Origin of the sequence: Promicromonospora sp. NPDC057138 (assembly GCF_042670845.1) — a bacterium.
Classification (GTDB): Bacteria; Actinomycetota; Actinomycetes; order Actinomycetales; family Cellulomonadaceae; genus Promicromonospora.
The window spans coordinates 14,496-32,981 of record NZ_JBHUUX010000064.1; the positions used below are offsets into that span (position 1 = coordinate 14,496).

Below are 18,486 nucleotides of genomic sequence, written 5' to 3' on the forward strand. Positions count from 1 at the left end.
TTGCGCTAGCGCTTCTGCCGCCCCAGGGCGCCCGCGCCGGTGGGCTGCTTCGCCTCGATCTTGTCGTGCTGCCCGTGGGAGTGCGCGGCCTCGAGCTCGGCGGGCGTCACGGGCGTCACCCGGTCCTCGTAGAAGAACTCGGACAGCCTCTGCCAACGCCGGTCGGCCCTGTAGCCCTTTCGCCGGACGCCGCGCGAGTCGGTGGCGGGCCCGATCTCCAGCGGGGCGGGCGCCTCGTAGTTCACGCGCAGCCAGCGCTCCTCCGCCTCTAGCGGGGTGTGCACCTCGATGTACTCGCCGGTGGCGAACCGCACGATGCGGCCCGACTCGTGGCCGTGCAGCACCAGCTCGCGGTCCTTGCGCTGGAGCCCGAGGCACGCGCGTTTGGTCACCCAGAACGCGAACACCGGACCCACGAAGATCAGCACGCGCAGTGCCCAGGTGATCGCGAAGATGCTGAGCGAGAAGTGCGTGGCGATCAGGTCGTTCGTGGCGGCCAGGGCGCAGATCACGAATGCGACGAACAGCGCGACGCCGATCCCCGTGCGCACCGGCCGGTTGCGCGGCCGGTCCAGCACGTGGTGCTCGCGGTGGTCCCCGGTGACGCGGGCCTCGAGGAACGGCCACGCGCCCAGCAGCGTGAACAGGATGCCCGGCAGGATCAGCGCCGGGATCAGCAGGTTCATGCTCAGCGTGTAGCCGCCGATGACCCACTCCCAGCCCGGTCCCGGCATGAGGCGCAGCGCGCCGTCGACGAACAGGATGTACCAGTCGGGCTGGGTGCCCGCCGAGACCGGCGACGGGTCGTACGGCCCGTAGTTCCAGATGTTGTTGATCGACAGCATGGCGCCCATCAGGGTCAGGACACCCGCGATGATGAAGAAGTTGCCGGTCATCTTGGCCACGTAGACCGGCGCCGCCGGGTAGCCCACGACGTTCCTGTCCGTGCGGCCGGCCCCGGGGTACTGCGTGTGCTTCTGCAGCACCATGAGGAACAGGTGCAGGCCGATCAGCGCGATCAGCAGACCGGGGATCACGAAGATGTGCAGGGTGAACAGACTGGGCACGATCTGGTTGCCCGGGAACTCGCCACCGAAGACGATCATCGACACGAACGAGCCGATCAGGGGGATCGACTTCACGACGCCGTCGATGATGCGCAGGCCGTTGCCGCTCAGCACGTCGTCGGGCAGCGAGTAGCCGGAGAAGCCGGCCGCCAGCGCCAGGATCAGCATGGTCAGGCCGACGAGCCAGTTGAGCTCGCGCGGCTTGCGGAACGCGCCGGTGAAGAAGATCCGGAACATGTGCACCACGATCGAGCCCACGAAGATCAGGGCCGACCAGTGGTGGATCTGCCGCATGAGCAGACCGCCGCGCACCTCGAACGACATGTGCACGGTCGACGAGAACGCCGCCGACATGAGCTTGCCGTCCATCGACGGCGGAGAGCCCTCGTAGCGCACCAGGGCCATCGAGGGCTCGAAGAACATCGTCAGGAAGAAGCCCGAGGCGATCAGCACGACGAACGAGAACAGGGCGATCTCGCCCAGCATGAAGGACCAGTGGTCCGGGAAGACCTTGCGCGCGAGCTCCTTGACCAGCACACCGATGGTGGTCCGCTGGTCCAGATAGTCGGCGGTCTTGCCGAGCGCGGTGGTCGGACGCTGCTGCTTTGCCACGTCATCACCTCTGAGGTAGGAGATACGCGCCTGTCGATCCGTGCCCCTCCAGTAGACACCGTTCCGGGCGCTGCTTTCCACCCAGGACGACGAAATAGCCTGACGATCCGTGACATGACAGATCCGGTGCACCCCGGGAAGCTTCCCGCGATGCACCGGATCCGGTCAGGCGATCAGCCGGTCGAGCCAAGCCGATCAGACCCAGCAGGTCAGACCCGGCAGGTCAGGCCGACGCGACGACGAGGCCGGCGGTCTGCGTCTTGGCCCGCGCCAGGCGCTCGGAGACGTTGCTCCAGGACACCAGGTTCCACCAGGCCTTGATGTAGTCCGGGCGCACGTTCAGGTAGTCGATGTAGTAGGCGTGCTCCCAGCAGTCCAGCATGAGGACCGGGGTGAGCGCGAAGGGGATGTTGCCCTGCTGGTCGAACAGCTGCACGACGACGAGCTTCTGACCGATCGAGTCCCAGGCCAGGACGGCCCAGCCGGAGCCCTGCACACCGGCGGCGACGGCGGTGAAGTGCGCCTTGAACTTCTCGAACGAGCCGAAGTGCTCGTCGATCGCCGCGGCGATGTCACCGGTCGGCTCGCCACCGGCCTCGGGCGCCATGTTCGTCCAGAAGATCGAGTGGTTGATGTGACCACCGAGGTTGAACGCAAGGTTCTTCTCGAACAGGTTCACCGCGGCCAGATTGCCCGAGTCACGGGCTTCGGCGAGCTGGTCCAGAGCCGTGTTCGCCCCGGCCACGTACGTCGCGTGGTGCTTGGAGTGGTGCAGCTCCATGATCTTGCCCGAGATGTGCGGCTCGAGCGCGGCGTAGTCGTAGGTCAGGTCAGGGAGCGTGTAAACAGCCATTGCTGAGGTACCTCCAGGATCGGTCCGCACACCGGACGGTGTGCCGGGGAAGACGCCGTCCTGGTCGCGCGCCGGTGTGGTGCCCGCCCGGACGGCAATGGCCCGTGTCCCCGGCCGCAGTTGCGGACCGGGAGACACAGGCCATCGCTTGGTGTCGCAGGTCGCTCAGTGCTCCCGCGAGGTGGATCCCACGCCGGCCTCGACGGCCTGGCGCTCGGATCCGTCGATCTCGTCGTGCTCGCCGTGCGAGTGCGACGCCTCGATCTCCGCCGGGGTGACGGCCGAGACGCGGTCCTCGTAGAAGAACCGGGACAGGCCCTGCCACCGCTTGTCGGAGGCGTAGCCCTTGCGCTTCACACCGCGGGCGTCGGTCTTCGGGGCGATCTCCAGCGGGGCCGGCGCCTCGTAGTTGACGCGCAGCCAGCGCTCCTGCTCGTCGAGCGGGGTGTGCACCTCGATGTACTCGCCGTTGGCGAACCGCACGATGCGGCCCGACTCGTGCCCGTGCAGCACCAGCTCGCGGTCCTTGCGCTGCAGCCCGAGGCAGATGCGCTTGGTGATGTAGTACGCGAACACCGGCCCGACGAAGAGCAGGACGCGGAACACCCAGGTGATCGAGTTGATCGACAGCCCGAAGTGCGTGGCGATGAGGTCGTTCGACCCGGCCAGGGCCAGGATGATGAACGCCGCCAGGAAGCCGACGCCCAGGCCGGTGCGCGCCGGCTTGTTGCGCGGGCGGTCCAGCACGTGGTGCTCCCGGTTGTCACCGGTGACCTTCGCCTCGAGGAACGGGTAGACGAACAGGAACGTGAACAGGATGCCCGGGATGACGACAGCGGGGACCAGGACGTTCAGCGGCAGCGTGAACCCGGCGATGACCCACTCCGTGCCCTGGCCGGGCATCAGTCGCAGCGAGCCCTCCAGGAACAGCATGTACCAGTCCGGCTGGGCTCCCGCGGACACCGGCGACGGGTCGAACGGGCCGTAGTTCCACACGTTGTTGATCGCCAGCGTCGCACCCATCAGCGTCAGCACACCCGCGACGATGAAGAAGTTGCCGGTCATCTTGGCCACGTACACCGGCGCGGCCGGGTACCCGACCACGTTCTTGTCGGTGCGGCCGCCGCCCGGGTACTGGGTGTGCTTCTGCAGCACCATGAGGAACAGGTGCAGCGCGATCAGGGCCAGCAGGATGCCCGGGATCACGAAGATGTGCAGGGTGAACAGGCGGGGCACGATGTCGTGGCCCGGGAACTCGCCGCCGAAGATCAGGTACGACATGACGGAGCCGATCAGCGGGATCGACTTGACCACGCCGTCGGTGATCCGCAGGCCGTTGCCGCTCAGCACGTCGTCGGGCAGCGAGTAGCCGGTGAAGCCGGCCCCCAGGCCCAGGATCATCAGCACCAGGCCGACGATCCAGTTGAGCTCGCGCGGCTTGCGGAACGCGCCGGTGAAGAACACGCGCATCATGTGCACGACGATCGAGCCCATGAAGATCAGGGCCGACCAGTGGTGGATCTGCCGCATGAGCAGACCGCCGCGCACCTCGAACGACATCTCGAGGGTCGAGGAGAACGCGACGGACATGAGCTGCCCGTGCATGTTCGCCGGGTGCTCGCCCTCGTAGGTGGTGAGCGCCATCGACGGCTCGAAGAACATCGTCAGGAAGAAGCCCGAGGCGATCAGCACGACGAACGAGAACAGGGCGATCTCGCCCAGCATGAAGGACCAGTGGTCCGGGAAGACCTTGCGCGCGAACTCCTTGACCAGCACACCGATGGTGGTCCGCTGGTCGAGGTAGTCGGCCGCCTTGCCGATGGTCGTCGTCGGCTCGGCCGGTGCCTCGCGCGTGGTGTCGTCGGTCGCGGTGCTCACTTCAGGCGCTCCCAGAAGCTCGGGCCGATGGGCTCGGCGAAGTCGTCCTGCGCCACGAGGTAGCCCTCGTCGTCGACCGTGATCGGTAGCTGCGGCAGCGGGCGGTTGGCCGGGCCGAAGACGACCTTCGCACCGTCCGCGACGTCGAACGTCGACTGGTGGCACGGGCACAGGAGGTGGTGGGTCTGCTGCTCGTAGAGCGCCACAGGGCAGCCCACGTGCGTGCAGATCTTCGAGTAGGCGATGATGCCCTCGTGGGACCAGGTCTCGCCCGGCGGCGACTGGTCGGTCCGGAGGTCCTCCGGGTTCAGGCGCACCATCAGGACGACGGCCTTGGCCTTCTCCGTGATCCACTCGTGCGTCTCGCGGAACTCCTCGGTGGTCTCCGGGATGACGTGGAACACGGAGCCCACGGTGACGTCGGCGGCCTTGATGGGCCGGCCCGACGGGTCGATCGCGAGGCGCGTGCCCTGCTTCCAGATCGTGTGCTTGAACTTCGAGATGTTCCAGTCGCCGCCCACGGAGCCGATCAGCGGCACCGCGATGGCCAGCGGGAAGAGCGCCAGCGCGCCGAAGAACGCGCCCTTGAGCACGCCGCGCCGTCCGACGACGCCCGAGTCCTGCAGCCCGTCGTTGAGGTCCTTGACCGCGTCCGCGCGGGTCTCGGGGGACGACGCGAGCGGGTGCCGCTCCTGGACCATCTCGCGGTCGCCCATGAGCGTCTTGGCCCAGTGGATGCCGGCGACCCCGATGCCCAGCAGCGACACCGCGAGGCCGAGGCCGGTCAGCAGGGTCGACAGCCGGACGCCCGCCGTCGTGCCGTCCGGCGGGACCATCACGTAGGCGACGATCGAGCCGATGGTGCCGAGGACCGACAGGACGAACAGGAGGGTCACTGTCCGCTCGGCGCGCTTGGCGGCGCGGGGGTCCGTGTCGGTGAGGCGGTGCTTGTGCTCCGGGATACCCGGGTCGGTGAACCGGTTGGCCGGCCCGACGGCGGTGCCCGTCTCGGGGGTGACCGTCACCTCGTGCGAGGTGCCGGCCGGGGGGTTCTGGTTCTCGCTCACGAGGACTTCGCTCCGATCCACACTGCGGCGCCGATGAGCAGGCCGAGACCGATCGCGAAGGCCCAGAGGCCTTCGGACACCGGGCCGAGGGCGCCGAGCGCGTTACCGCCGGCCGAACCCTCGCGCTGCTCGACGAGGAACGAGACGATGTCGCGCTTCTCGTCCGGCGTGATGTTCGCGTCGTTGAACACCGGCATCGACTGCGGGCCGGTGAGCATCGCCTGGTAGATGTTCCGCTCCGACGTCTCCCACAGCGCGGGGGCGAACTTGCCCTCCGAGAGTGCGCCGCCCGCGCCCACGGCGTTGTGGCACATGGCGCAGTTGGTGCGGAACAGGGCCATGCCGTTGGACGGGTCGCCCTGCGAGGCGTCGACCTGCTCGTCCGTGGGGATCGCCGGCCCGGCGCCAAGCGAGGCGATGTACCCGGCGAGCGCCGCCGTCTGCTCCTCGTCGAACTGCGCCGGCTTGGCCCGCGCCTGCGGGCCGTTCATCTGCATCGGCATACGGCCGGTCGACACCTGGAAGTCGACGGCGGCCGCGCCGACGCCCACCAGGGACGGCACGCCGTTGGTGCCCTCCGCGTTCGCGCCGTGGCACGTCGCGCAGTTGGCCTGGAACAGCTTCTTACCGGTCTCGATGTCCGCGGTGCTGACGGTCTCGGCCTTAGCCGTGCTCGGAGCCAGGGCGGCATAGATGCCACCCGTGGTCAGCAGCGCCAGCAGCAGGAGCACGACCGGCGCCAGCCGGTGGTGCCTGCGGGCGGCGAGTGCCTTCACGAAAATGTCCTCGTCTCGCTGAGTGTTTGAGCTTCTTTGTCTTGCTTGAACCTATGCCACCGCACGGGCCCTGCGGCACCGGCGCCCCGGGCGTCGGTGCTCCGGGGTCAGCGCAGCAGGTAGATCACCGCGAACAGCGCGATCCACACCACGTCGACGAAGTGCCAGTAGTAGGACGTGACGATAGCGGTCGTGGACTCGTGGTGACCGAAGCGCTTGGCGGCGAACGAGCGGCCGAGCACGAAGAGGAAGGCGATCAGACCGCCGGTCACGTGCAGGCCGTGGAAGCCGGTGGTCATGTAGAAGACCGAGCCGTACGGGCTGGACGAGATCGTCAGTCCCTCGTGGACCAGCTCGGTGTACTCGAAGATCTGACCGCCGATGAAGAACGCGCCCATGAGGTACGTCATCGTGAGCCACTCCTGCATGCCCCAGGTCCAGAACTGGTACAGCTTGCCGGACCGCATCGGCCTGAACTGCTCCGCCTTGAAGACCGCCGCCTGGCAGGTGAAGGAGGACAGCACCAGGACGATCGTGTTGATCGTCGAGAAGGTGAGGTTCAGCTTGTCCGCCTGCAGCGCCCACTCCGCGGCGGGCATCGTCTGCCGGACCGTGAAGTACATCGCGAAGAGCGCTGCGAAGAACATGAGCTCGCTCGCGAGCCAGACGATCGTCCCGACCGAGACCGGGTTCGGACGATTGACTGTCACGTGCTGGTGCGTGGGGGTGGCTGCAGCCGTTGCGGTCGACACGAGAGCCATTATGGCCGACGTTCGAGTGTCCCGGACACCCGAGGACCGGGGACGCTCGCGTCGAATCTCACAAAGTCCCTTCGACGCACTACCTGCGGCGTCTCTTGCTGACGCGATTCCACAGAGTGCCATGAAAAGGCGGCGGACAAATCTGCCGTCGAAGCGGGGACTGTGCCACGATCGAGGCATGACCGGCATGACGACGGATGTGACCAGCGCAGGTGCGAACGGTTTGGAGTCCGATGAGGCGACGTCGAGCCCGCGCGTCCTCCTGTACAGCGACGACCGCAGCGTGCGCGAGCAGGTACGCCTCGCCGTCGGCCCGCGCCTGAAGGCCGGCGCGCCCGACATCGACTGGACCGAGGCCGCGACCCCCGCCGCCGTGGTGGACAAGGCCGACAACGAGTCGTGGGACCTGCTCGTCCTCGACGGCGAGGCGGACCAGGCCGGCGGCATGGGGCTGTGCCGCCAGCTCAAGAACGAGATCTACGAGTGCCCCCCGGTGCTCATCCTGACCGGCCGTCCCGACGACGCGTGGCTCGCCTCCTGGTCCCTGGCCGACGGCGTGGTGTCCCGCCCGCTCGACGCCATCAAGGTCCAGGAGGCTGTCGCGAAGCTGCTCGCCGTCGGGGCGGGCACCGCGTGAGCATCGAAGCCCCCACGTGGTCCGGCCTCCTCGCCGGGCTGATCACCGGCACCGACCTGAGCCAGGAGGAAGCGACCTGGGCGATGGACCGGGTGATGACCGGCGAGGTCTCCCCCGTCCAGCTCGCCGGCTTCCTCGTCGCGCTGCGCGCCAAGGGTGAGACGGTCGAGGAGCTGGCCGGTCTCACCGAGTCCATGGTCAAGCACGCGACCCACATCGAGGTGCCCGGCCCGTCCGTCGACATCGTCGGCACCGGCGGCGACCGCGCGCACACCGTGAACATCTCGACCATGGCGTCCGTGGTCATCGCGGGCGCCGGACTGCGCGTGGTGAAGCACGGCAACCGGGCGGCGTCGTCGTCGTCAGGCAGCGCTGACGTGCTCGAGGAGCTCGGCATCCGGCTGGACCACACCCCCGAGCGGGTCGCGCAGATCGCGCGCGAGGCGGGCATCACCTTCTGCTTCGCGATGGTGTTCCACCCGTCGATGCGGCACGCCGGCGTGGCCCGCAAGGAGCTGGGCGTGCCGACGGCCTTCAACTTCCTGGGTCCGCTCACCAACCCGGCCCAGCCCCGCGCGGCCGCCGTCGGCTGCGCGGACGCGCGGATGGCGCCGCTGATGGCCGGCGTGTTCGCCGAGCGCGGCAAGTCGGCGCTCGTGTTCCGCGGGGACGAGGGCCTCGACGAGCTCGCGGCGACCGCGGGCGCCACGGTGTGGGTGGTGGCCGACGGCGCGGTCACCGAGCACCGCCTCGACCCGGCCGCCGACCTGGGTCTCACGCGCATCAAGGTCGAGGACCTGCGCGGCCACGACGCCGCCTACAACGCCGGTGTCGCCCGCGCCGTCTTCGCCGGTGAGGGCGGCCCGGTCCGCGAGACCGTGCTGCTCAACGCGGCGTCGGGCCTGGTGGCCGACGGCTCGCTCCCCGGCACCGGACCCGGCTCCGGCACTCTCGTGGAGCGCCTCAGCGCCGGGATCGAGCTCGCGGCGCAGGCTGTGGACTCGGGCGCGGCGCAGGCAACCCTGGACCGCTGGATCGCCGCCAGCCGCTGACCTGATGACGCGGGCCGGGCACCACCAGGTGCCCGGCCCGCGCTGTCACCGTCGGTGTGCGATCGCCGGCGGATCACTGCTCGAAGATCTGATCCGCCGGGGGCGCCTCGATGTCCAGGTCCTCGCCCCACCTGCTGAACACGGACGTCGAGACGAGCGACTTCCCTTCGATCACCATGGTGACCTCGACCCGGAGCGGGCGGTCGGTCTCGTCCAGGGCGTAGACGACCGTCATCCCGCCCAACGCCTCCACCATCTCCGGGTCAAGCTGCTCGATCTGCGGTCCGGTCACCTTGGTGGGGTCCAGAACCAGGGTGTACAGGTCGACGTCGGTTCCGTCGACGGTGTCCGACCCGCTCGCCTCGAACGACACGATGGCGTCCCCGAAGCCCTCCAGCTGCGCCTTCGGGTCCGCCGAGCCGGACATCGACTGGAACGAGCCCATCATCGGGTCGTCCATCATCTCGTCCAATGAGGCCTTGATGTACTTGCCCTCGGTGAGCTCGCCCATCGAGAGGTAGTACGTCCCGTCCACGACGATCATCGAGAGCTCCGTGCCCTCGGCGTTCATCGACATCGACATCCGTGGCGACTCCGGGTCGCTGACGTCCACGTCTGTCGGCATGGTCACGCCGGTGATGCCCGCGGCCTCGGCCGCCGCGCCGCTGTAGGTCGTCTCCATGTGCATCGTGGTCGCTGATTCCTGTGACGCGCCCACGAGATCGACGAACGTCGCCTGCGTGACCTCCGCCGACGACTTCTTCGCACCGGGAGTCGCCTGCTCCTCTGCTGTCTCCGACCCCGTGCCGGGGTCGTCGGGGTCGTAGAGGTCGTAGGTGTCGACGGGCGTCGAGCCACAGCCCACCAGGCTGACCGCCAGCAGGCCGGCGGCCGCAAGCGACACGACCTTCTTCTTCGAAACTCGCACGAGCTGCCCCTTTCTCGGTTCACCATCACCGGGGGCGCTCTGGGCGCCGGGGACCGGGTGGCGGGATTCGATCCAAACAGCCGGATCTGCCCGACGGGCACCCGCCGCGGGTGAAACACGGGGTGAAAACCCGGTCCGCGCACCAGAACGCCGGGCGGTATGCCTCGTTCAGGAGGTATGCCGCCCGGCGTCGGAACCAGGTGATGCGAAAGGGTTAGTGCGAGTGGATGCCTCGCGAGTACTCGAACACCCAGCCCACCAGCGCGATGATCGCCACGCAGAAGCCGATGTAGAGCACCCACCAGCCCACGGCCAGGCCGAGGAAGCAGATCGCCGCGGAACTGCCGATCGCCAGCGGCCACCAGCTCCAGGGCGCGTAGACGCCCTGGTCGCCCGCGGCGTCCTCGATGTTGCCGTTCGGGTCGTCCTCGGGGCGGGCGTCGATCCGGCGGGCCGTCAGCGCGAGGTATGCGCCGATCATCGCCACGAGGCCGCCGACCAGCGGCATGCCGAGGTAGCCGACGGGCTCGGTCCACTCCGTCATGAAGCCGTAGACGATACCGGCGCCGACGAAGATGGGCGTCCCCCAGAGGAAGAGCCGGGTCTCGATCTTCACTTGGGGTTCTCCTCGCCGGCGATCTGGGTCGTGGTCTGACTGGCCAGCGCCGGCTGCGGGTACAGCTCCGGGCGCTCCATCGCGGCGACCTCAGGGTGGTGGAGGTCGAACGCCGGCGACTCCGAGCGGATGCGCGGGAGCGAGGCGAAGTTGTGCCGCGGCGGCGGGCAGGACGTGGCCCACTCGAGGGAGCGGCCGTAGCCCCACGGGTCGTCGACAGTCACCCGCGGCGCCTTGCGCCAGGTGATGTAGACGTTCCAGAGGAACGGCAGGGTCGACGCCGCGAGGATGAACGCGCCGACCGTGGAGACCTGGTTCTCCCAGGTGAAGCCCTCCTGCGGCATGTAGTCCGCGTACCGGCGCGGCATGCCCTCGACACCCAGCCAGTGCTGGATGAGGAAGGTGGTGTGGAAGCCGACGAACAGCATCCAGAAGTGCACCTTGCCCAGGCGCTCCGACAGCATGCGGCCCGTCATCTTCGGCCACCAGAAGTAGAAGCCGGCGAACATCGCGAACACCACGGTGCCGAACACCACGTAGTGGAAGTGCGCCACCACGAAGTACGAGTCGGACAGCTGGAAGTCCAGCGCGGGGCTCGACAGGATGATGCCCGTCAGGCCGCCGAAGAGGAACGTCACGAGGAAGCCGATGGACCACAGCATCGGCGTCTCGAAGGTGAGCTTCCCTCGCCACATCGTGCCGATCCAGTTGAAGAACTTCACACCGGTGGGCACCGCGATGAGCATCGTCATGAAGGCAAAGAACGGCAGCATGACGGCGCCGGTCACGTACATGTGGTGCGCCCACACCGTCACCGACAGCGCGGCGATGGCGATGGTCGCGTACACGAGGCCCGTGTAGCCGAAGATCGGCTTGCGGCTGAACACCGGCAGGATCTCGGACACGATGCCGAAGAACGGCAGCGCGATGATGTACACCTCGGGGTGCCCGAAGAACCAGAAGAGGTGCTGCCAGAGGATGGCGCCACCGTTCTCCGGGTTGAAGATCTGCGCGCCGAGGCGCCGGTCCGCGCCGAGCGCGAACAGGGCGGCCGCCAGGGGCGGGAACGCCATCAGCACGAGCAGGCTGGTGACCAGCGTGTTCCACGTGAAGATCGGCATCCGGAACATGGTCATGCCAGGCGCGCGCATGGTGATGATCGTGGTGATGAAGTTGACCGCACCGAGGATCGTGCCGAAGCCCGCCATCGCGAGGCCGAACACCCAGAGATCTCCACCGAGCCCTGGACTGTAGGTGGTGGTCGACAGTGGCGCGTACGCAAACCAGCCGAACGACGCGGCGCCCTGCGGCGTGAGGAAGCCGGCGGTCACCATGAGGCCGCCGAACAGGAACAGCCAGTAGGCGAACATGTTCAGGCGGGGGAACGCGACGTCGGGCGCGCCGATCTGGAGCGGCATGATCACGTTCGCGAAGCCCGCGAACAGCGGAGTCGCGAACAGCAGCAGCATGATCGTGCCGTGCATCGTGAAGAGCTGGTTGTACTGCTCCTTGCTCTGCACGAGCTGGATGCCGGGCTCGAAGAGCTCCGCCCGGATCAGCAGCGCCATCACGCCGCCGATGCAGAAGAACATGAACGACGAGATCAGGTAGAGGTACCCGATCGTCTTGTGGTCAGTGGACGTGATCCACTTGATGACGGTCCGGCCGAGCGTCTGCCGCCCGGGTGCCAGACCCGGGATCAGCTCAGTCGTGGTCGATGCGGCCATCAGTGCCCAGCCTCCTCTTCATCAGTATCCACCGGGCCCTGCGTGCGTACCAGGTCTGTTCCGAGCTCGCCGGTCTGCCCCTTCGCCGCCAGCTCCGCCATGTGGGCGTCGTACTCCTCGGCCGACACGACCTTCACGTTGAAGAGCATGCCGGAGTGGAACTCGCCGCAGAGCTCGGCGCACTTTCCGGCGTACGTGCCCTCGCGGGTCGGCGTCACCTGGAACGTGTTGGTCCGGTGCGGGATCATGTCCTGCTTGTACAGGAACGCGGGGATCCAGAACGAGTGGATGACGTCGCGCGAGTCGAGGGTGAACTCCACGGTCTCGTTCACCGGCAGGTAGAGCGTCGGGAAGGACGTCGAGGTGCCAACGGCACCGTCGAGCTCGTCCTCCGCGGTGACGCTGCCGGGGTCGGCCTCGTGCTCGCCGTAGTCGTAGACATCGGCGTCGAGGTAGTTGAAGTCCCAGCTCCACTGCTTGCCGACGACCTGGATGTGCTCGGTGGCTGTGCCGTCCACGGTCTTGATCTCGGTCACGTCCCGGTCGGTGTACCAGAACAGCACCAGCACCATGATCAGCGGCACGGCCGTGTACATCAGCTCGAGCGGCAGGTGGTAGCGCGTCTGGATCGGCAACCGGTGGTCGTCCTTGCGCTTCCGGTACGCCGCTATGCACCACAGGATCAGGCCCCACGTCACGATGCCCACCAGCAGGGCAGCGATCCACGAGCCCACCCAAAGATCGGTGATGCGCGCAGTCTGGTCAGTCACCTCCCCGTCGCTGTAGCCGGGCAGGTATCCGCGCTGGACGGATTCACTTGCGCAGCCGGCAGCCAGCACTGCGACTGCGCCGGCAAGAGCCGACGCACGCAGGATGGCCCGCCGGGTGCGGGTAGGTGGCTTCGAGTGCAAGGGAGGCCTTTCACGTCTCGTCCGGCGCGTCGCACCGGTTTCCTCCCGAGCTCCACGCAGAACCTTCGTCCTCGATGGGATGCAGCCTAGCGCGCCCCGGGGGCTGATGATGCCCGGAAGGCGCCCCTCGGGACGTGACGCACTCCGCACCTCGGGCACCCGTCGACGCTGTTCAGGACACGCGCCCAGGTCGTGTCAGAACGATGGTGGCGGCGAGTGGCACCGACGGGTGCGAGGATCGGGTGGACGACGGCGGCAGCGCGCCGTCTGCCGCTGTCGGCGCCGCGACCGGGCCCGGCTCGGCACCCCCGGCTACCCGGACGCAGCAGCAGGAGGACGTGTGAGCCACGCCACCCCCGGCACCCCCGACCGGGTGCATCTCGACAACGGCGGGCGCGCCCCGTGGCACCCGCTCGCTCGGCAGGCCTTCGAGCAGGCCCTCGCCGACGGCTGGGCCGACCCGCGCCGGCTGCACGCCGAGGGCCGCCGCGCCGCCCGCCTGCTCGACGGCGCCCGGGAGGCGATCGCGGCGGTGCTCGGGGCCCGGACGCAGGAGGTCCACTTCACGCCGGGCCACACCGCCTCGCTCCACGCGGCGGTCGCGTCGGCCACCGCGGCCCGACGCCGGGCGGGCAGCGCCGTCGTCGCAGGCGCCGTCGAGCGCGCGGCCGTGCTGCACGCGGCCCGCGCCGCCGGCGAGCTGCGCACCGTCCGGGTGGACCGGCTCGGGCGGGTCGACGCCGACGCGATGGTCGCCGCGATTCGGGCGCCCGGCGTCGCGCTGGCCGCGCTCCAGCACGCGAACGGCGAGGTGGGCACGGTCCAGCCGGTCGAGGTGGTGCACGACGCCGCCCGCGCCGCCGGCGTCCCCCTCCTGGTCGACGCCGGGGCGAGCGTCGGCCACGTGGTGGTGCCGCAGGCCTGGGACCTCCTGGCCGCCGACCCCGCGGACTGGGGCGGTCCCGCCGGCGTCGGCGTGCTCGCCGTCCGGCAGCGCGTCCGCACGGCGGCGGTGTCACCCGAGGACGAGGACCCGTGGGCGCCGGGCGGCGTGAGCGTGCCGCTCGCGTTCGCCGCCGCCGTGGCGCTGCAGGCGGTCGAGGCGGACCGCGCCGAGCAGGAGACCCGGCGCCGGGCGCTCGTCGACCGGGTGCGCGCGGAGGTCGCGCGCATCCCCGACGTCGAGGTGGTCGGTGACCCGGACGACCGGCTCCCCCACGTCGCCACGTTCTCGTTCCTCTACGTGGACGGCGAGGCGCTCGTGACGGAGCTGGACCGGCACGGCTTCGCGGTCGGGTCGGGCTCGGCGTGCACGGCGAGCACGCTGGAGCCCTCGCACGTGCTGGCGGCGATGGGCGTGCTCACGCACGGCAACGTGCGGATCGCCCTCGACCGGACCACCACCGCCGACGAGGTGGACCGCTTCTGCGCCGTCCTGCCCCCGGCCGTAGCCAGGGTGCGGGACATGCTAGGGGTAGGCGGCCTCTGACGTGTCAGACGTGAGAGTCACTATGGTGACGGGTGTGTCTGACACGCTGGTGGACGCCCGGGGGCTGCGCTGCCCCCTGCCCGTGATCCGGCTCGCGGAGGCCGCGAAGGGGCTGCCCGCGGGCACCGAGCTGACCGTCCTGTCGACCGATCCCGCCGCCAGGCTCGACGTGCCCGCGTGGTGCCGCATGCGCGGGCACGAGCACGTCGCGAGCCGGGAGCACACGGGCGACTGGACCGGCTCGGCCATCACGGTCCGCCTCGCCTGACCGCGTCTGGGCTGCGGGCGCGATCTTTGCGACTACGCGCCCGTTCCAGGCACAACGATCACGCCCACAACCAGGGCAGCAGAACGGGCCGGCCACCCGAAGGTGACCGGCCCGGCCGTCGTGCAAAGAACGTCGTGCAGAGACTTCGATCAGGAGAACGACCCGCCGCAGGCGCATGCGCTGCCCGCGTTCGGGTTGTCGATCGTGAAGCCCTGCTGCTCGATGGTGTCCTTGAAGTCGATCGTTGCGCCCTCGAGGTACGGCACGCTCATCTTGTCCACGACGACCTCGACGCCGTCGTAGTCACGCAGCGCGTCCCCGTCGAGCACCCGCTCGTCGAAGTAGAGCTGGTAGATCAGCCCGGAGCAGCCACCCGGCTGCACCGCGACGCGAAGGCGCAGGTCGTCGCGGCCCTCCTGCTCGAGCAGGCTACGGACCTTGCCCGCGGCGACGTCGGTGACGTTGACGCCGTGGGTCCCGATGTCCGTGGTGGTGTCGGTCATGTCATCTCCCGATCGTGTTCGACATACCGGTAGTCGATGTCTCAGCGGTGCCAACCCATCGGCCGGCCCGTCTGTTCCCGTGTGCCGGTCTGTTTTCAGATCGTACGCCCACGAGCCGCGTGAGCAACCACCTGTCCGTCGTCAGCGCGTCCAGGCCGGGGTCCACGTCCGGGCCACCCGCGCGACGTCGCCGTCGGCCACCTCGTGCACCCCGCTGAGGCCCGCCGTCGACCACTCGCGCCTGCTCACCTCGCTGCGCTCCGTGACCACGACGACGGGGACGGCGTGCGGCGCGGCGGCGGCAGCCGCCTCCACGACCACCCCGCGGTGCAGCCCGTCGCCGTCGAGCCGCGTGACGTACGCCACTACGACGTCGGCGCGCCCGGCGGCCTCGCTGAGCGCGGCGCCCTCGGCCCGGGGCAGCGCGGACGGCGCCGGACCGGGCGCGCTCGGGCCGGGATGGGCGGGCCCGACGTCCTGCGGCCCGACGGCGGCCGGCCGGCCCACCGGGATCGCCGCCCCGGCCAGCAGCACTCCCCCGCCGGCCGGTCCGTGGCCCGGTGCGGCGGCCTGACCTGCCGACGGTCCAGCGGCCGGCCGGCCGGCTGAACCCGCGGCCGAACTCGCGGCCGAACCGGCCGAGCCCGCCAGCCGCACGGCACGCGCTTCAGTCCGCACATGGGGCGCGGCGGCGCGCCACGCGGAGGCGAGTCGCTCGGCGTCGGGCAGGGTCTCGGCAAGCAGCAGGACGTGCACCCAGGCATCGTCGCACCGCCGAAGTCTGGGTGTCACCACCGCGTGTCATGATGGTGACCGTGAGCACCCTGCTGGCTGAACACCCCGGCTTCTCAGAGCCTGCCCCGTCCCCGCTTCTGCTGCTCGGTCAGGGCCGTGACCTGGCCTCCGAGCGCGGCGTGGAGTGTACGGGCGAGCTGCCCGCACCGAGCGACCCGAACCTCGTCGAACGGGCCCGCGCGGCGCGTGCCGCCCTCGGCAGCCGGGCGTTCGTGCTGGGGCACCACTACCAGCGCGACGAGGTCATCGACTTCGCCGACGTCACCGGCGACTCCTTCAAGCTCGCGCGCGAGGCCGCTGCCCGCCCCGAGGCCGAGTTCATCCTGTTCTGCGGCGTGCACTTCATGGCCGAGAGCGCGGACATCCTCACCTCGGACCAGCAGCAGGTCGTGCTGCCCGACCTCGCGGCCGGCTGCTCGATGGCGGACATGGCGGCGATCGGCCAGGTCGAGGAGGCCTGGGCGGTGCTGCAAGACGTCGGCGTCGCGGACTCGACGATCCCCGTCACCTACATGAACTCGTCGGCGGCCATCAAGGCGTTCACGGGGCGGCACGGCGGCACCGTGTGCACCTCGTCCAACGCGGAGGTCGCGCTGCGCTGGGCGTTCGACCAGGTCGGCGGCATCGACGGCACCGGAAAGGTGCTGTTCCTCCCCGACCAGCACCTGGGCCGCAACACCGCGGTCCTGGAGCTCGCGATGTCCCTGGACGACTGCGTGGTCTTCGACCCCCGCAAGCCCAACGGCGGGCTCACGGACCAGGAGCTGCGCGACGCCCGGATGATCCTGTGGCGCGGCCACTGCTCGGTGCACGGGCGCTTCTCGGAGCAGAACGTCACCGACATCCGCGCGGCGGTGCCCGGCGTCAACGTGATGGTGCACCCCGAGTGCAAGCACGAGGTCGTCACGGCGGCCGACTACGTGGGCTCGACGGAGTACATCATCAAGCAGCTCGACGCGGCCGAGCCCGGGTCCTCGTGGGCGATCGGCACCGAGCTGAACCTCGTGCGCCGGGTCGCCAAGGCGCACCCGGACAAGAACGTGCACTACCTCGACTCGACCGTGTGCTTCTGCTCCACCATGAACCGCATCGACCTGCCCCACCTCGTGTGGGCCATGGAGTCGCTGGTCGAGGGCCGCATGGTGAACCGCATAGTCGTGGACGCCGACGACGCCCACTGGGCGCGCGTGGCGCTCGACCAGATGCTCGCCCTCCCCGGGATCTGACGCGGACTGACCACATGACCGGCAACGGCGGGCTGCGCATCGGGATCTTCGTCTTCGACGGGGCGGAGGAGCTCGACGTCGTGGGGCCCTTCGAGGTCTTCGCGGAGTGGGACTCCCACTCGCAGCTGCGGCCGTCGGTGAGCACGTTCTCCTGGGACGGCTCCGGCGTCCGGCTCGCGAAGGGGCTACGGATCCTGCCGGCGCACGGCGCGGACGACGTCGGGCCGCTGCACGTCCTGGTCTATCCGGGCGGGCTGGGCACCCGGCGCCTGCTGACCGAGACCGGCCACCTGGAGTGGCTGCGCCAGATCCGCAAGCAGACCCCGATCATCGCCAGCGTCTGCACGGGTGCCCTGCCCCTGGCGGCGGCCGGCCTGCTCGCCGGGCGGCCCGCCACCACCCACCACAACCACTACGACGAGCTCTCCGACCTGGACCCGAGCATCCTCGTGGACACCGAGGCGCGGTACGTGGACGACGGCGACGTCGTCACCTCGGCGGGCGTCGCCGCCGGGATCGACATGGCGCTGCACCTCGTCGAACGGCTGGAAACACCGGCGGTGGCCCGGTCCGTCCGGTTCGAGATCCAGCACGTGGACAGCTGACGCCCGCCGCCTCCTGGGGGGTCGATGACTGGGGGTCGGCGCCGCCGCGCGCGGCGTCGGACAACTGGTATCCGATACTGCGGGTTCTCGGTATAACCTTCGAGGCATGGCTCGCATGCTCCAGCTCACCTTGTCCGGACTCTTCCCGCGCAAGGCCCGCCCCGGACAGACCCTGCTCGACCCGTCGGTCACCCGGATGCGCGTCGGCCTCCTGGACCTCGACTCGTACCTGCACGTCAACAACGGCACGTACCTGCAGATGATGGACGTCGCCCGGAACAACCAGATCGCCGACCTCGGCATGTTCTCGGTGGCCCGCCAGAAGGGGTGGGCCCCGGTGGTCGCGGCGTCGACCATGAAGTACCGCCGGTCCCTGCAGCTGTTCGAGCGGTTCGAGATCACCACCCGGATCCTGGGGTGGGACGAGCGCGTCTTCTACCTGGAGCAGGTGTTCACGCGGGACGGCCAGCTCAGCGCCCGCGGAATCGTGGCCAGCCGGTTCCTGGACCGCAAGGGCAACCGCATCGCGCCGTCCGAGGTGGTCCGGGACGCGACCGGCGAGGACCTGCCCTCCCCCGAGCTCCCCGAGGACGTCGCGGCCTGGGCGCGGGCCGTCGACGTCGCCCACCGCCCGGCCGCCGCCGAGGCCTGAGCGTGGTCGCGAAGTAGAGCGCTTGTCCGGATCTGCCTGGGCCAACCCCAGGCTGATCCGGAC

19 protein-coding genes are annotated in these 18,486 nt (G+C 69.6%); 7 read left to right on the forward strand and 12 right to left on the reverse strand.

The annotated features are described in order from the left end of the window. Positions 1-5: 5 nt before the first annotated feature. The 6 genes from ACFT2C_RS24100 to ACFT2C_RS24125 form a co-directional block, all read right to left on the reverse strand. Complete coding sequence (locus ACFT2C_RS24100) at positions 6-1,679, reverse strand: cytochrome bc complex cytochrome b subunit (protein ID WP_377209616.1); 1,674 nt, start codon at positions 1,677-1,679, stop codon at positions 6-8. 223 nt (positions 1,680-1,902) lie between these two features. After that, positions 1,903-2,532 carry a superoxide dismutase gene (locus ACFT2C_RS24105; RefSeq protein ID WP_377209617.1) on the reverse strand — a complete coding sequence of 210 codons (630 nt, stop codon included), beginning with the start codon at positions 2,530-2,532 and terminating at the stop codon, positions 1,903-1,905. 165 nt (positions 2,533-2,697) lie between these two features. After that, positions 2,698-4,410, reverse strand: coding sequence for a cytochrome bc complex cytochrome b subunit (locus ACFT2C_RS24110; RefSeq protein WP_377209618.1), 1,713 nt, complete (start codon positions 4,408-4,410; stop codon positions 2,698-2,700). Continuing rightward, complete coding sequence (locus ACFT2C_RS24115) at positions 4,407-5,477, reverse strand: Rieske 2Fe-2S domain-containing protein (RefSeq protein ID WP_377209619.1); 1,071 nt, start codon at positions 5,475-5,477, stop codon at positions 4,407-4,409. Before ACFT2C_RS24115 ends, ACFT2C_RS24110 begins: the two co-directional genes overlap by 4 nt. Next, positions 5,474-6,253, reverse strand: a complete 780-nt coding sequence (locus tag ACFT2C_RS24120; RefSeq protein ID WP_377209620.1) for a c-type cytochrome — start codon at positions 6,251-6,253, stop codon at positions 5,474-5,476. Before ACFT2C_RS24120 ends, ACFT2C_RS24115 begins: the two co-directional genes overlap by 4 nt. A gap of 107 nt (positions 6,254-6,360) precedes the next feature. Further along, positions 6,361-7,014: a heme-copper oxidase subunit III gene (locus ACFT2C_RS24125; protein WP_377209621.1), complete on the reverse strand. Its 654-nt coding sequence runs from the start codon at positions 7,012-7,014 to the stop codon at positions 6,361-6,363. Between the two features lie 187 nt (positions 7,015-7,201). On the opposite strand from ACFT2C_RS24125, the gene ACFT2C_RS24130 reads away from it, so the two are divergent. Further along, a complete protein-coding gene (locus tag ACFT2C_RS24130; protein ID WP_377209634.1) occupies positions 7,202-7,651 on the forward strand; it encodes a hypothetical protein in 450 nt (149 codons plus the stop codon). Next, a complete protein-coding gene (gene trpD, locus ACFT2C_RS24135) occupies positions 7,648-8,703 on the forward strand; it encodes an anthranilate phosphoribosyltransferase (protein WP_377209622.1) in 1,056 nt (351 codons plus the stop codon). The genes ACFT2C_RS24130 and trpD overlap by 4 nt, the downstream gene beginning before the upstream one ends. A gap of 73 nt (positions 8,704-8,776) precedes the next feature. Here the strand turns inward: trpD and ACFT2C_RS24140 are convergent, their stop codons facing one another. The 4 genes from ACFT2C_RS24140 to coxB all read right to left on the reverse strand — a co-directional run bounded on the left by ACFT2C_RS24140 (position 8,777) and on the right by coxB (position 12,885). Then, the gene (locus tag ACFT2C_RS24140; protein WP_377209623.1) at positions 8,777-9,631 is read right to left on the reverse strand and encodes a hypothetical protein; all 855 of its coding nucleotides are present in this window, start codon (positions 9,629-9,631) and stop codon (positions 8,777-8,779) included. Positions 9,632-9,845: 214 nt separating this feature from the next. Next, positions 9,846-10,247 carry a cytochrome c oxidase subunit 4 gene (locus ACFT2C_RS24145; protein ID WP_377209624.1) on the reverse strand — a complete coding sequence of 134 codons (402 nt, stop codon included), beginning with the start codon at positions 10,245-10,247 and terminating at the stop codon, positions 9,846-9,848. Next, complete coding sequence (gene ctaD, locus ACFT2C_RS24150; protein ID WP_377209625.1) at positions 10,244-11,974, reverse strand: cytochrome c oxidase subunit I; 1,731 nt, start codon at positions 11,972-11,974, stop codon at positions 10,244-10,246. Before ctaD ends, ACFT2C_RS24145 begins: the two co-directional genes overlap by 4 nt. After that, positions 11,974-12,885: a cytochrome c oxidase subunit II gene (gene coxB / locus ACFT2C_RS24155; protein ID WP_377209626.1), complete on the reverse strand. Its 912-nt coding sequence runs from the start codon at positions 12,883-12,885 to the stop codon at positions 11,974-11,976. The genes ctaD and coxB overlap by 1 nt, the downstream gene beginning before the upstream one ends. Positions 12,886-13,225: 340 nt before the next feature. Between coxB and ACFT2C_RS24160 the strand changes: the two genes are divergently transcribed. Continuing rightward, on the forward strand, positions 13,226-14,374 hold the full coding sequence (locus ACFT2C_RS24160; protein WP_377209627.1) for a cysteine desulfurase family protein: 1,149 nt from the start codon (positions 13,226-13,228) through the stop codon (positions 14,372-14,374). Positions 14,375-14,408: 34 nt separating this feature from the next. After that, the gene (locus tag ACFT2C_RS24165; protein ID WP_377209628.1) at positions 14,409-14,642 is read left to right on the forward strand and encodes a sulfurtransferase TusA family protein; all 234 of its coding nucleotides are present in this window, start codon (positions 14,409-14,411) and stop codon (positions 14,640-14,642) included. 149 nt (positions 14,643-14,791) lie between these two features. Here the strand turns inward: ACFT2C_RS24165 and erpA are convergent, their stop codons facing one another. Both erpA and ACFT2C_RS24175 read right to left on the reverse strand, forming a co-directional pair. Beyond that, positions 14,792-15,145 (reverse strand): iron-sulfur cluster insertion protein ErpA, encoded by a 354-nt coding sequence (gene erpA / locus ACFT2C_RS24170; protein WP_108495706.1) that lies wholly within the window; start codon positions 15,143-15,145, stop codon positions 14,792-14,794. A 141-nt stretch (positions 15,146-15,286) separates the two neighbouring features. Continuing rightward, on the reverse strand, positions 15,287-15,901 hold the full coding sequence (locus tag ACFT2C_RS24175) for a hypothetical protein (protein ID WP_377209629.1): 615 nt from the start codon (positions 15,899-15,901) through the stop codon (positions 15,287-15,289). A gap of 50 nt (positions 15,902-15,951) precedes the next feature. Between ACFT2C_RS24175 and nadA the strand changes: the two genes are divergently transcribed. From nadA to ACFT2C_RS24190, 3 genes are all read left to right on the forward strand, one after another. Continuing rightward, complete coding sequence (gene nadA, locus ACFT2C_RS24180; RefSeq protein ID WP_377209635.1) at positions 15,952-17,166, forward strand: quinolinate synthase NadA; 1,215 nt, start codon at positions 15,952-15,954, stop codon at positions 17,164-17,166. Between the two features lie 14 nt (positions 17,167-17,180). Next, positions 17,181-17,771 (forward strand): DJ-1/PfpI family protein, encoded by a 591-nt coding sequence (locus tag ACFT2C_RS24185; protein ID WP_377209630.1) that lies wholly within the window; start codon positions 17,181-17,183, stop codon positions 17,769-17,771. Between the two features lie 106 nt (positions 17,772-17,877). Beyond that, positions 17,878-18,423, forward strand: a complete 546-nt coding sequence (locus ACFT2C_RS24190) for an acyl-CoA thioesterase (protein ID WP_377209631.1) — start codon at positions 17,878-17,880, stop codon at positions 18,421-18,423. Positions 18,424-18,486 lie beyond the last annotated feature (63 nt).